12 protein-coding genes are annotated in these 13205 nt (G+C 73.7%); 10 read left to right on the top strand and 2 right to left on the bottom strand.

The genetic code is table 11. The features are described 5' to 3' along the window. The first annotated feature begins 35 nt into the window (after window positions 1–35). Window positions 36–1406, top strand: coding sequence for an FAD-binding oxidoreductase (locus tag ACFYYN_RS37145; protein ID WP_500549260.1), 1371 nt, complete (start codon window positions 36–38; stop codon window positions 1404–1406). An 18-nt stretch (window positions 1407–1424) separates the two neighbouring features. Here the strand turns inward: ACFYYN_RS37145 and ACFYYN_RS37140 are convergent, their stop codons facing one another. After that, window positions 1425–2396, bottom strand: a complete 972-nt coding sequence (locus ACFYYN_RS37140; protein ID WP_500337359.1) for an aldo/keto reductase — start codon at window positions 2394–2396, stop codon at window positions 1425–1427. Between the two features lie 397 nt (window positions 2397–2793). Here ACFYYN_RS37140 and ACFYYN_RS37135 point away from each other — a divergent pair, with 397 nt between their 5' ends. From ACFYYN_RS37135 to ACFYYN_RS37095, 9 genes are all read left to right on the top strand, one after another. Further along, window positions 2794–3588 carry a hypothetical protein gene (locus tag ACFYYN_RS37135; protein WP_500549259.1) on the top strand — a complete coding sequence of 265 codons (795 nt, stop codon included), beginning with the start codon at window positions 2794–2796 and terminating at the stop codon, window positions 3586–3588. A 66-nt stretch (window positions 3589–3654) separates the two neighbouring features. Further along, window positions 3655–4467, top strand: a complete 813-nt coding sequence (ppk2, locus tag ACFYYN_RS37130; protein WP_500549258.1) for a polyphosphate kinase 2 — start codon at window positions 3655–3657, stop codon at window positions 4465–4467. Between the two features lie 250 nt (window positions 4468–4717). After that, complete coding sequence (locus ACFYYN_RS37125; protein ID WP_500549257.1) at window positions 4718–5470, top strand: class I SAM-dependent methyltransferase; 753 nt, start codon at window positions 4718–4720, stop codon at window positions 5468–5470. A gap of 48 nt (window positions 5471–5518) precedes the next feature. Next, window positions 5519–6484, top strand: a complete 966-nt coding sequence (locus ACFYYN_RS37120) for a GerMN domain-containing protein (protein WP_500549256.1) — start codon at window positions 5519–5521, stop codon at window positions 6482–6484. A gap of 84 nt (window positions 6485–6568) precedes the next feature. Further along, window positions 6569–7216, top strand: a complete 648-nt coding sequence (locus ACFYYN_RS37115; protein ID WP_500549255.1) for a CBS domain-containing protein — start codon at window positions 6569–6571, stop codon at window positions 7214–7216. An 88-nt stretch (window positions 7217–7304) separates the two neighbouring features. Continuing rightward, window positions 7305–8372, top strand: coding sequence for a zinc-dependent alcohol dehydrogenase family protein (locus ACFYYN_RS37110; RefSeq protein WP_500549254.1), 1068 nt, complete (start codon window positions 7305–7307; stop codon window positions 8370–8372). A gap of 165 nt (window positions 8373–8537) precedes the next feature. Continuing rightward, a complete protein-coding gene (locus ACFYYN_RS37105; RefSeq protein ID WP_500549253.1) occupies window positions 8538–10481 on the top strand; it encodes an APC family permease in 1944 nt (647 codons plus the stop codon). A gap of 99 nt (window positions 10482–10580) precedes the next feature. Then, window positions 10581–11114 carry a hypothetical protein gene (locus tag ACFYYN_RS37100; RefSeq protein WP_500549252.1) on the top strand — a complete coding sequence of 178 codons (534 nt, stop codon included), beginning with the start codon at window positions 10581–10583 and terminating at the stop codon, window positions 11112–11114. A 63-nt stretch (window positions 11115–11177) separates the two neighbouring features. Then, on the top strand, window positions 11178–11672 hold the full coding sequence (locus tag ACFYYN_RS37095) for a universal stress protein (protein WP_500549251.1): 495 nt from the start codon (window positions 11178–11180) through the stop codon (window positions 11670–11672). Between the two features lie 3 nt (window positions 11673–11675). Here the strand turns inward: ACFYYN_RS37095 and ACFYYN_RS37090 are convergent, their stop codons facing one another. Next, complete coding sequence (locus ACFYYN_RS37090) at window positions 11676–13184, bottom strand: alpha/beta hydrolase (RefSeq protein WP_500549250.1); 1509 nt, start codon at window positions 13182–13184, stop codon at window positions 11676–11678. Between the last annotated feature and the right edge of the window lie 21 nt (window positions 13185–13205).

Below are 13205 nucleotides of genomic sequence, written 5' to 3'. Positions count from 1 at the left end.
GGGCTTGCGTCGTCAGCGCACGAGGAGCGTCGGCCATGGGCAAGCCCTCAATCGACCAGCTGCGGGAGCGCGTGCGCGGGGCGGTGATCACCGCGGACGAGGACGCCTACGACGGGTCACGGCAGGTTCACAACGCCATGATCGACCGGCGGCCGGCCGTCATCGTGCGCTGCGCCAACGCCGGCGACGTCATCGCCGCGGTGGACTACGCCCGGGAGAACGGGCTCGACCTGGCCGTGCGCGGCGGCGGCCACTCCGTACCGGGCTTCGGCACCTGCGACGACGGAGTCGTGGCGGACCTCTCCGCGATGCGCTCCGTCCGCGTCGACCCCGGATCACGCGCCGCCCGCGCGGAGGGCGGCGCCACCTGGGGCGACGTCAACGCCGCGACGTACGCCTTCGGGCTGGCCACCACCGGCGGCATCATCTCCACCACCGGCGTCGGCGGCCTCACCCTCGGCGGCGGCATCGGCTATCTCAGCCGGGGCCTCGGACTCAGCTGCGACAACCTGATCTCGGCGGACGTCGTCACCGCGGACGGGCGCTTCCTCGTCGCCAGCGAGAAGGAGTACGACGACCTCTTCTGGGCGCTGCGCGGCGGTGGCGGCAACTTCGGCGTGGTCACCTCGTTCCAGTTCCGGCTCAGCCCGGTCAAGGACATCTACGGCGGCCCCGTCTTCTACGACCTCCAGGACGCCGGCAGTGTGCTGCGCGCCTACCGCGAGGTCATCGCCGACGCCCCCGAACAGCTGGGCAGCTTCCCGGCGTTCCAGATCGCCCCGCCCCTGCCCTTCATCCCGCCGGAGCGGCACGGCAGGGTCCACGTCGCCACCGTGAGCTGCTGGGCCGGCCCGCTCGACGAGGGCGAGCGGGCGCTGCGGCCCTTCCACGACATGGCGCCGGTCGTCGCCGAGCACATCGGCCCGATGCCGTACCCGGCGCTCAACACCGCCTTCGACGGCCTCGTGCCGCCCGGCCTCCAGCACTACTGGAAGGCCAACTTCGTCACCGAGCTGACCGACGAGGCCATCGCCGCGCACCTCGAGCACGCGCCCGGCCTGCCCGCCGTGAACTCGACCGTGCACATCTACCCGATCGACGGCGCCTGCCACCGCGTCCCCGCGGACGCGACCGCCTTCGCCTACCGCGACGCGTCCTTCGCCACCGTGATCGCCGGCATGTGGCCGGATCCCGCGGCCAACGAGGCCAACGTGGCCTGGGTGCGCGACTACTACCGCGCCCTGGCGCCGCTCTCGGAGGAGGGCGGGTACGTCAACTTCATGGCCGGGGACGACCAGGGGCGGATCCGGGCCAACTACAAGGGCAACTACGACCGGCTCGTCGAGGTCAAGCGGACGTACGACCCCGGGAACCTGTTCCACCTCAACCAGAACATCACGCCTTGACGGCGGCACGGTGGCGGCTCAGGAGAAGCCCACGACGCCGTGCGGCCGGTAGGGGCTCTCCAGTTCCTTCAGCTCCTCCTCGGTGAGGCGCACGTCCAGCGCGGCGACGGCGTCCCGCAGGTGCGCCTCCTTGCCGACGCCCACGATCGGCGCCGTGACCCCGGGCTTGCCCAGCAGCCACGCCAGGGCGATCTGGGCCCGCGACAGTCCGCGCCGTGCCGCGATGGTCGCGACGGCCTCGACGATCACGCGGTCCTCCTCGAGGTAGAGGGTGCCGCCGAACTCATCGGTCTCCTGCCGGGCGCTGACGGCGTCCCAGTCACGGGTCAGCCGCCCCCGGGCGAGCGGGCTCCAGGGTGTGACGCCGACGCCCTGGTCCGCGCAGAGCGGCAGCATCTCGCGCTCCTCCTCGCGGTGGAGGAGGTTGTAGTGGTTCTGCATGCTGACGAACTTCGTCCAGCCGTGGCGCTCCGCCGTGTACTGGGCCTTGGAGAACTGCCAGGCGTACATGGAGGACGCACCGATGTACCGCGCCTTGCCCGACTTCACCACGTCGTGCAGGGCCTCCATCGTCTCCTCGACGGGGGTGTGCGGGTCCCAGCGGTGGATGATGTACAGGTCCACGTAGTCCGTCCCGAGGCGGCGCAGGCTCGCGTCGATCTCGGTGAGCACGGCCTTGCGCGACAGGCCCGCCCCGTTCGGGCCGGGGCGCATGCGGCCGTTCACCTTGGTGGCCAGCACGATCTCCTCGCGGGACGCGTACTCGGCGAGGGCCCGGCCGACGATCTCCTCGCTGGTGCCGTCGGAGTAGACGTTGGCGGTGTCGAAGAACGTGATGCCGGCCTCGACGGCGCCGCGTATCAGGGGGCGGGCGGCGTCCTCGTCCAGCGTCCACGGGTGGCTGCCGCGCTCGGGTGTGCCGTAGCTCATGCAGCCCAGGCAGATCCGGGAGACGTCCAGACCGGTGCTGCCGAGTTTCGTGTACTCCACGTCCATGCCTCCGCGGGGTGGTGTGGTGCCGTCGGTTGCCGAACGGCGCTCCCGAGTATGCAAGCCGGTGGATCTCCGCGTCGACGGGCCCCGGCACCACGCGCGGTGGGGACCGTCAACGATGTCCGACAGGGGAGGAAAGATCCCCTGTGCACCACTGCGGGACTTCCGTCCCGTGAGCGACGTGGGCGATGTCACATGCCCCGATTTGTGCCGTTCATCGTGGCCATGACCTGCGGCTTTTCGGAATCACTCGCTCCGCTTCCGGCGACTGTGCAGGTCAGGCCCTTGCGCCCGCGGGAATGCTCCCGCAGAGTCCTGACGTATCCGGCCCCGGCCGCGCAGCGCGGCAGCCGGCATTCCGGGCGGGGGCTAGCTGAAAGGGTCCTCGTCTCACATGCGCAACCAGGCCAAGCACCGCCGCGGGCGTTCCCTGCGGCTCAAGCTGTCCGCCGCGGCTGTCGCCTCCGCCGCGGCCTTCGGCGGCACCGCGTGGGCACTCCAGCAGTCCGGCTCGGACGGCGCCGGGGCGGACCGCTCGTCCGGCTCGTCCAAGGTCCACGTCACCTCGATCCTGCCGAGCGCGTCCGAGCAGCCGGAGCACGGCCTGGTCGACGCCGACAGCGGCCGGCGTGACGCGGCACCGGAGGCGAAGGAGACGAAGGGTGCCGGCACGACGCCCTCGAAGGGATCGGCCCCGCCCAAGGCGAAGGTGAAGGCCAAGGCCAAGAAGCCCAAGCCGGTGAAGACCACGCCGAAGCCCGCCCACACCGGGCCGGCCCAGCCGAAGCCCCCCGCGAGCACGCCGACCCCCAAGCCCAGCCACACCGCCACCCCGCCGGCGACGCCCACCCCGCCGCCGACCACCCCGCCGCCGACCACGCTGCCCCCGACGCAGACGCCGGACCCCACGCCGCCGGCGTCCACCCCGTCCCCGACCGCGGCACCCACGACGGACACCCCGTACGCCCCCGCCTCCCCGGTCGCCGAAGCGGCCGAGCCCCCGGCGGCGGCCACCCCCCGGACCGCCCCGCAGCGCGCGGACGACGCCGAACTGCTGCCCCCCTTCGCCACGGTTCCGCACCCGCACGCCCACGGCCGCGGTCACGCCCGCGGCCCCTGGCTCCCGTTCCCGGCGACCGCCCCCGGTCACGCCGTCGGCGGCCCGGGCGGCACCGGCCCGCTCGGCTGAGCCTCCCCCGGGGCCCGCCCGGGGACCCGTACCGTGGGCGTCCTACGGAAGCGAGGGCACCGGGGCATGGGTGACAACAAGCGCCAGGACCGCCTGCCGCGCGGCATGTACGAGCGGGAACTGCTGCGGCTGCAGGTCGAGTTGGTCAAGCTGCAGGAGTGGGTCCGGGCCGGCGGGCACAGGCTCGTCATCGTCTTCGAGGGACGCGACGCGGCCGGCAAGGGCAGCACGATCAAGCGGGTGACGGAACACCTCAACCCCCGCATCGCGCGCATCGCGGCGCTCCCCGCCCCGACCGAACGCGAGCGCACCCAGTGGTACTTCCAGCGCTACGTCGACCATCTGCCGGCCGGCGGGGAGATCGTGCTGTTCGACCGGAGCTGGTACAACCGCGCCGGTGTGGAGCACGTGATGGGCTTCTGCACCCCCGAGGAGCACGTGCGCTTCCTGCACCAGTGCCCGATCTTCGAACGGCTGCTGATCGAGGACGGCATCATCCTGCGCAAGTACTGGTTCTCGGTCAGCGACGCCGTGCAGGAGCAGCGGTTCCGGACCCGCCTGGAAGACCCGACCCGGCGCTGGAAGCTGTCGGGGATGGACCTGGAGTCCATCACCCGCTGGGAGGCGTACTCCCGCGCCAAGGACCAGATGTTCGTGCACACCGACATCCCCGAGGCCCCCTGGTACGTCGTGGGCAGCGACGACAAGCGCGCGGCCCGCATCAACATGATCGCCCACCTGCTCGCCGGCATCCCCTACGAGGAGGTCCCCCTCCCCGCCATCGAACTCCCGCCCCGCCCCGAGTCGACCGGCTACCAGCGCCCGCCCCGCGACCTGCAGACCTACGTCCCGGACCACGCGGCGACCTTGGGGCAGTGACCCCACTCGGGCCCCTCGTGCCGGCGGCTGGGAAATCCGTCGGGAAACCGTCCCTGGCGCGCCCGGGAAAGGGGCCGGGGCGGGCGCCGGAGGGGTTGCGGGCGGACTCGCGGAGGGGGCGCGGGCAAGGGCGGCCCGGGGGTGGTGCCGGGGTGGGGGAGGCGGGCGTACGGGCGGTTGGGGCACCCGGGCTGAGCTGGGCTTTCGAGGCTGCGAGCCCTAGCGTCTCCCCATCGGGAAAGGGGATCTGATGGACCGTGGTATCCGTGACGTCGACGACGTGCTGAGGCTCTTGGACGACCTGTTCGCGGCGGGGGCCGACCGCTGGACGGAAGGGGCCGCCGACTGGTGGGACGCGTTCTACGCGGACCGGTCCCGGCCGGTGCCGTTCTTCGTGGACAAGCCGGACGAGAACCTCGTGGAGTGGCTCGACCGGGGCCTGATCGCGCCGGGCGGCCGGGTCCTCGACCTCGGGTGCGGTCCGGGACGCAACGCGCGGTACCTGGCCGCACGGGGGTTCACGGTGGACGCGGTCGACCTCTCCCCCGCCGCGATCGCCTGGGCGCAGGAGCGGGCCCGCGAGGCCGGTGCGGCCGTGCGGTTCCACCGCGGTGACGCCTTCGCCCTGGCCGGGACGGTTCTGCGCGGCCCGTACGACCTGGTCCACGACTCGGGTTGCTTCCACCATCTGCCGCCGCACCGGCGCATCAGCTACCTCGCGCTGCTGGACGGGGTCCTGGCACCCGGCGGGCATCTGGCGCTGACGTGCTTCGCCGCCGGCGCCATGGGGTCCGAGCTCGACGACGCGGACTTCTACCGCGAGTCCCGGCTGCACGGCGGCCTGGCCTACAGCCCGGAGGCGCTGCGCCGGATCTTCTCCGGACTGGCGGAGGTCGAGCTGCGCCGCATGCGCGGTGAGCCGGCCGATTCCGCGTGCTTCGGTGAGGACTTCCTCTGGGCGGCGCTGTTCCGCCGCCCCGCAGGGGTCGTACCCGGTAGCTGACCCTCCCGGGTGATGGCGTACGCGGGCGGGAGCGGGCACTCTGTGCGCATGCCGGAGGGGAGGATCCACATGGACGGTGCCCGGCCCGCCGCCGCACGCCCCGCGCGGGCGCTCGCCGCCGCGCTCGTGCTCCTCGCCCTGCTGTCCGCCTGCGGCGGCTCCGGCCGGGAGGCCTCCGGGGCCCCCTCCCGGACCGCCGCATCCGGCGAACCCGGCACTGCGCCGGCCACGCCGGGCGGCGGGTCGCCTGACCCGACCGCGTCGGCGTCGGCATCGGCATCGGCATCGGCATCCACCACGGCGACGCCCCGCCGGGTCCACGCGGCCGTCTACTTCCTGCACGAGGGCAAACTGTCGGCTGCGCCGCGCACGGTGACCGGCCCGGCGACCGCCGCCGCGGCCCTGCGGGCCCTGCTCGCCGGCCCGAACGGCTTCGAGCGCGGTCACGGCCGGGCGACGGCGATCCCGTCAGGGACGGCGCTGCGATCGCTGGCCGTACAGGACCGCGTCGCCACCGTCGACCTCTCGGGCCGCTACGACGACGCCGTCCCCGGCACACCCGTGGAAGCCCGGCTCGCCCAGGTGGTGTTCACCGCGACGGCGTTCCCCGGCGTCGAGAAGGTGCGCCTGCGCGTGGACGGCGGGCCGCCGGCCGGACTCGGCACGGTCGCCACCGGCCCGCCCGTCGGCCGCACCGACTTCGAGGAGCTCTCCCCCGCCGTCCTCGTGGAGTCACCGCTCCTCGGCGACACCGTCACCGCCCCGCTGCGCGTCCACGGCACGGCCGACACCTTCGAGGCGGAGTTCCGGCTGCGGATCTCCGACGGGGCCGGCCGCACGGTCGCCGACCTACGGGTGGCGGCCACCTCGGGCAGCGGCACCCGGGGCACCTTCGACGTGACCGTGCCCTACCGCGCGGCCGGTGGGCCGGGCACCCTCACGGCGTACGTGCTGTCCGCCGAGGACGGCCGCCGGGTCGTCCTCGACACGGTGCCGCTCACCCTCGCGGGGTGAGCGGGTCCCGGCCGGACCGTGCGCACGCCGCCGCACCGGCCGAGACTGGGACCAGGGGACGCGTCCCGGGTTCAGGAGGCCGCCATGAACGCCGTCCGGCAGCCGATGACGGTGGGCGACGTGATGACGTGCAGGGTCGTCGCGGTCACCCGCCGCGCGTCGTTCAAGGAGATCGTGCGGGCCCTGGAACAGTGGCACGTCAGCGCGGTACCGGTGGTGGAGGACGGGACGCACGTGGTGGGCGTCGTCTCCGAGGCCGACCTGCTGCGCAAGGAGGAGCACCGCGTGGACGGGCCGCGCCCGGTGGGCGGGGTCGGCGCGTCGGGCAGGGCGGCCGCGCTCACCGCCGAGCAGTTGATGACCGCGCCCGCGGTCACCGTGCGCGCCGACGCCTCGCTCGCGCAGGCGGCCCGCGCCATGGCGCGGCACCAGGTCAAGCGGCTGCCGGTCGTCGACGCCCGGGGCATGCTCAAGGGCGTGGTCAGCCGGGGCGACCTGCTGAAGGTCTTCCTGCGGTCCGACGAGGACATCGCCCGCGACGTCCGGGAGAACGTGGTCGCACGGCTGTTCCCCGGCGCGTGGCGGTCCCTCGAGGTCGACGTCGAGGAAGGGGTCGTCACCCTCAGCGGGCTGCTCGGGGACCGCTCCCTGGTGCCGGTGGCTGACCGCCTGGTGCGGTCCGTCGAGGGCGTCGTCGACGTGCGTTTCGATCTGACGCCGAACCGGGTGTGACGGGCGGTCCCGGCGCCGGATGCGAGGGCCGCCCGCCGCGCCCACGCTGGTAGGGGGGACACACCTCAGCCCGAAGGAGCGGAACGCCATGAAGGCATGGGTCTTCCAGGGTCCGGGACGGGCCGCCTGGCAGGAGGTGGCCGACCCGGTCCTCCAGGACGCGAGGGACGCCATCGTCCGCGTCGACACCGCAGCGATCTGCGGCACCGACCTGCACATCCTCAAGGGCGACGTGCCGGACGTCGCTCCCGGTACGGTGCTCGGCCACGAGGCCGTGGGCGAGGTCGTCGAGACCGGCGCGGAGGTGGACGCCCTCCAGCCCGGCGACCGGGTGCTGGTCAGTTGCGTATCCGGGTGCGGACGCTGCCGGTTCTGCCGTGAGCAGGCCTACGGGCAGTGCCTGGACGGCGGCGGCTGGGTGCTCGGGCACCTGATCGACGGCACGCAGGCGGAGTACGTGCGCGTACCGTACGCCGACACCTCCCTGCACCCGCTGCCGCACAACGTGGGCGGGCACGACGCCGTCCTGCTCTCCGACATCTTCCCCACCGCCTACGAGGTGGGCGTGCTCAACGGCGGGGTCCGGCCCGGGGACACGGTCGTGGTGGTCGGCTGCGGTCCGATCGGCCTGGCCGCCGTCGCCACGGCCCAGCTGTGCTCCCCGCACACGGTGATCGCCGTCGACCTGGCCGCGGCGCGCCTGCAGGCGGCGAAGAACCTGGGCGCGGACGCCGTGGTCACGGCGGGCGAGCAGCCCGAGCAGCTGGTCGACGACCTCACCGGAGGGCTCGGCGCGGACGTGGTGATCGAGGCCGTGGGGCTGCCGGAGACCTTCGAGATGTGCACGCGGATGGTCCGGCCGGGCGGCCGGGTGGCGAACGCGGGGGTGCACGGCCGACCGGTCACGCTCCACCTGGAGCAGCTGTGGAACCGCAACGTCACCATCACCACGGGCCTGGTCGACACGTACTCCACGCCCACCCTGCTGCGCCTGCTGGAGGCGCGGAAGCTGCCCACCGGCGCGTTCGTCACGCACACCTTCGAACTGCACGAGACGGCGGAGGCCTACGACGTCTTCGCGGCGGCGGCCGACACCGGAGCGCTCAAGGTCGTCCTGGGCGGACCGCACCATGACGTCCTCGTGCCCATGTCCTGACCGGGCCGGCGGGCGTAAAGGGCGCGTCAGGGACGTAACCCCCACTCTTGACGGAATCTTAACGGCGCGAAGCGGCGGTACGGGACATCGGGCGCCGACCGATGCGTACGCTGACCAGGCCATCTCGTGGTGGCGGGAACCAGTGGCAGCACGTCAGGAGCATCGATGACCTCCCCCGTCCCTACGAGTCGGCTGCGCGCGTGGATGCTCGAGGGCCTGTCGGACATGGCCCGGCACCAGCAAGGCGGGCAGGCGGTCCCGGAATGGCACGACCACGGCCAGCGCTGGTGGCGGGTGATGTGCCTGACGGGTGTCGACTACTTCTCCACCCTGGGCTACCAGCCCGGCATCGCGGCGCTGGCGGCGGGCCTGCTCTCGCCGGTGGCCACCATCGTGCTGGTGATCGTCACGCTCGCCGGCGCCCTGCCCGTGTACCGCCGGGTGGCCGAGGAGAGCCCCCGCGGCGAGGGCTCGATCGCCATGCTGGAGCGGCTGCTGTCGTTCTGGAAGGGCAAGCTCTTCGTCCTGACGCTGCTGGGCTTCGCGGCGACGGACTTCCTGATCACCATCACCTTGTCCGCGGCCGACGCCTCCACTCACCTGGTGGAGAACCCGCACCTGACCGAGGCGCTGCACGGGAAGCAGATGCTCATCACGCTGCTGCTGGTCGCGCTGCTCGGCGCGGTCTTCATGAAGGGCTTCCTGGAGGCGATCGGCGTCGCGGTCGCCCTCGTGGGCCTCTACCTGGCGCTCAACGTGGTCGTCGTGGTCGTCGGCCTGTGGCACGTGGCCACCGCCGGGCACGTGGTAACCGACTGGTCGAACGCCCTGACCACGCAGCACGGCAACGTCCTGGTGATGGTCGGGGTGGCGCTGCTGGTCTTCCCCAAGCTGGCGCTGGGCCTGTCGGGCTTCGAGACCGGTGTGGCGGTGATGCCGCACGTCAAGGGTGACCCGTCCGACACCGAGGAGCGTCCCGCCGGGCGGATCCGGGACACGAAGAAGCTGCTGACCACGGCCGCCGTGATCATGAGCTGTTTCCTGATCACCACCAGCTTCATCACCACGCTGCTGATCCCCGCCGACGAGTTCGAGGCCGGCGGCCAGGCCAACGGCCGCGCGCTGGCCTACCTCGCGCACGAGTACCTGGGCAACGCCTTCGGCACCGTCTACGACGTGTCGACGATCTGCATCCTGTGGTTCGCCGGCGCCTCGGCGATGGCCGGCCTCCTCAACCTCATGCCGCGCTACCTGCCGCGCTACGGCATGGCGCCGCACTGGGCGCGCGCGGTGCGGCCGATGGTGCTGGTCTTCACCCTGGTCGCGTTCCTGGTCACCTGGATCTTCGACGCCAACGTCGACGCCCAGGGCGGCGCGTACGCGACCGGTGTCCTGGTGCTCATCTCCTCCGCGGCGATCGCGGTGACCATCGCCGCCCGCAAGGCGGGGCAGCGCAACTGGACGATCGCCTTCGGGGTGATCTCGGCCGTCTTCCTCTACACCACGGTCGTCAACGTCTTCGAGCGCCCGGACGGCGTCAAGATCGGTGCCTGCTTCATCGTCGGCATCATGCTGATCTCCCTGCTGTCGCGGCTCGCCCGCGCCTTCGAACTGCGCATCACCGGCATCACCACCGACGACATGGCCGAGCGCTTCGTACGGGACATCTCCCACCGCACGATCCGCTTCATCGCCAACGAGCCCGACCGGCGGGACGCCGCCGAGTACCGGGACAAGATCAAGCAGATCCGGTCCGACAACGACCTGCCGGCCGAGGAGGACTTCGTCTTCGTCGAGGTGACCGTCGCCGACCCGTCCGAGTTCGAGGCGGGCCTGGTGGTCCGCGGCGAGGTCCTCCACGACCGCTACCGCGTCCTGACCCTGGAGAGCTCCTCCATCCCCAACGCGCTGGCGGCCTTCCTGCTGCACGTCCGCGACACCACCGGGCAGCGTCCGCACATCTACTTCGAGTGGACCGAGGGCACCCCCTTCGCCAACTTCCTGCGCTTCTTCCTCTTCGGGCAGGGCGAGGTCGCCCCGGTCACCCGCGAGGTGCTGCGCGAGGCCGAGCCCGACCGCAGCCGCAGGCCCCGCGTTCACGTCGGCTGAGCCCCCGTCCGTCAGGGGTGCGCAAAGACCGGACCGGCGCTCGTCAAGGGGCCGTCAGGGCCACGCCCGGCGGCCGCCGCCCTGCCTACGGTCGGCCCCATGGAACGGCGAACGGCTCCCCGGCCCGGGCAGCAGGGCATCGTCGGTGACCGCCATTGGCGCGCCGACCTGCGGCGCGCGCTGGGGTGCGCGGTCGCCTTCCTGTGCCTGGCGGTACCGCTCGACGCGGTCGCGGGGACGCTCACCCCGCGGCGCGCGGCACTGTGGCTGGTCCTGGCCCTGATCGTGCTCGCGCTGCTCCACCGGGCCCGGGTGACCGCGGGCGACGGGTGGCTGGCGGTGCGCGGCACGCTGCGGGAGCGGCGGGTGCGGATCGACGCGCTGACCGTGGTCCGCCAGTCCGCCGGTGTGTCACGGCATCTGGTCCTGTGGGACGCCCACGGCCGGTGGCTGGAGCTGGATCCCCGCGTCCTGGAGGCAAATCCGCTGCTGTGGCATCGGCTGGAGGCGGACGTGCGGCGCTCCCGTACCGCCGGCACGCTCCGCGAGGGGTCCGCGGTGCTCGGGCGGCTCGGCGAGCGGATCGACGGCAGCACGGCACGAGCGGTGATCGATGCGTCCGGGACGGGCTGACAGGTCGCTTCGGTGCGGCCGGTCGCGTGGTCCTTCGTCGTACGTCGAGAAATGAGGCAGTCCGTGATCGAGTCGCCGTACGGGGGCACAGCGGGCGGGGGCCGGCGGGTGGTCGTCGGCCTGAGCGGTTCCCCCGGCAGTCTGGCCGCGCTGCACCGGGCGGTCGCGGAGGCCCGGTCCCGGTCCGCGGGACTGCTGGCGGTCCTGGCGTGGGAGCCGCCCCCCGAGGAGTTCACCTACCGCCGGGTGCCGCTTCCGCCGCGGCGCTTCGACTGGGAGCAGGAGGCGCGGCAACGCCTGAACGTCGCGCTGGAGGAGGCCTTCGACGCCGGCGCCCTGCCCGGGATGCCGGACTTCCGCGCCGTGACGGCGCGCGGGCCCGCCGGGTACGTGCTGGTGAAGGCGGCCGCGCGCAGCGAGGACCTGCTGGTCGTCGGCACGGGGTCGCGCGGCCTGCTGCCGCGTGCGCTGCGCGGTTCGGTCGCCCGCTACTGCGTCGCGCACGCGGCCTGCCCGGTGCTGGCCGTACCCCCGTCCCGGCTGCCCGCCGGGGTCTGAGCCTCAGCCCCGCAGGTGCCCGAGGACGGTGCGCATCGCGTGCTCCACGGCGCCGCGCGCCTGCGCGCCGTGGTCGGTCGTCTCGAAGCCGTGGCCGCCGTCGGGGACGTCGACGACCTCCACGTCCGCCCCGGCGTCCTTGGCCGCGGAGAGGAACTCCTCGACGGTCACCGCGATCTCCGGCCGCTCCCGTCCCACCCGGGTCAGGACGACCGGCGGCGTGCTCGCGCCGTGCAGCGCGGCCACCGGCCGGAAACGGGATGCGGCCAGGCCCCAGTTGGGCAGCGGCGCGAGGACGGGGTAGGTGGCCGCGACGCAGCGCAGCCACGGCGGGGGCGCCGCCAGCCAGTCCGCGGACAGCAGCCCGCCGGCGGAGAAGAACCACAGCGCGACCCGGCCGGCGTCGACCCGCGGATCGGCGCGGACGAGCTCCACCGCCTCGGCGAGGTCCCCGGCGGCGCGCGGGAAGTCACCGAGTTCGTGCAGCCGGTGGTCGACCGTCGCGCCGACCGCTCCGAGAGCCGCCGCGAGGCGGCTGTACCCGACGAAGGCCGGCCAGTCGCGCGGGGTGGGCCGCGCGCCGGCCGGCACCGGGCCGCCGTGCACGAAGACCACGGCCGGGCGGGGTCCGCCACCGCCGTCCGGGAGGTACAGGTCGGTCCGTCCGCGGCGCTCACGGGCCCGTTCGGGCACGTCGAGGAGGAACGGCCGCAGGTGCGCCGGTGGTTCGTCCGTCGCGGCGATCCGGTGGCCCTCCCCGGCGGCGGCCCTCAGCAGGACGCCGGCGAGTTCGCCGGGTGCGGAGAGCATCGGCCAGTGGCCGGTGGCGAGTTCGAAGAAGCCGACGCGGGGGTCCGTGAGCGCCTGGAATTCGGGGTGCCCCAGGGCCACCAGTCCCTCCACCATGGCGATGCTCGAACCGTTGCCGGTGCACAGGACACCGGTCGCCGGCAGGGCGGCGGCCACCCCCGACAGGCGCAGCGGCCGGGTGAGCGTCCCGGCCGGCTGGGGTGCGGCGTCGGCGGCGAGCCGGGCCAGCGCCGCGGCGGGCACGCCGGCCGTACTGCCCCAGCGCTCCCACGCCCCGGGCCCGGGAGGTGCGACGCGCCACTCGTCGTCGCCCGGGGCGGCCGGGGCCGAGAGCCGGGCGCGCAGTTCCTGGTCGGGCAGGAGCGCCAGCGGCGGGTCGCCGTCCCGGGGCATGCCCGCGTCCAGGTGGACGACGCGGGCGATGCGGCCGGGCCGCCGGTCGGCGGCGGCGACGACCGGGTGGATGCCGTAGCCGTGGCCGACGAGCACCACGTCCGTCGCGTCCAGGGAGTCGACGACCCGCAGGACGTCCTCGACATGGGTCTCCAGTACGGTGCCGGGCCCGGCCGGGCGGCCTGAGCCGGCCATGCCGGTGAGGGTCACCGGGTGGGCTCCGGCGCCCGCCCCGCGCAGCCGGCCGGCGACGTCCTCCCACACCCAGCCGCCCGTGTGGGCCTCGGGAACGAGTACGAACACGGTCATGTGTGCCTCCCCGCACGCGGT

Origin of the sequence: Streptomyces sp. NPDC001902, assembly GCF_042891295.1 — a bacterium.
Taxonomy (GTDB): Bacteria; Actinomycetota; Actinomycetes; order Streptomycetales; family Streptomycetaceae; genus Actinacidiphila.
Note: the sequence above shows the minus strand (reverse complement) of the source record. Positions and strands in the feature narration are given on the sequence as shown.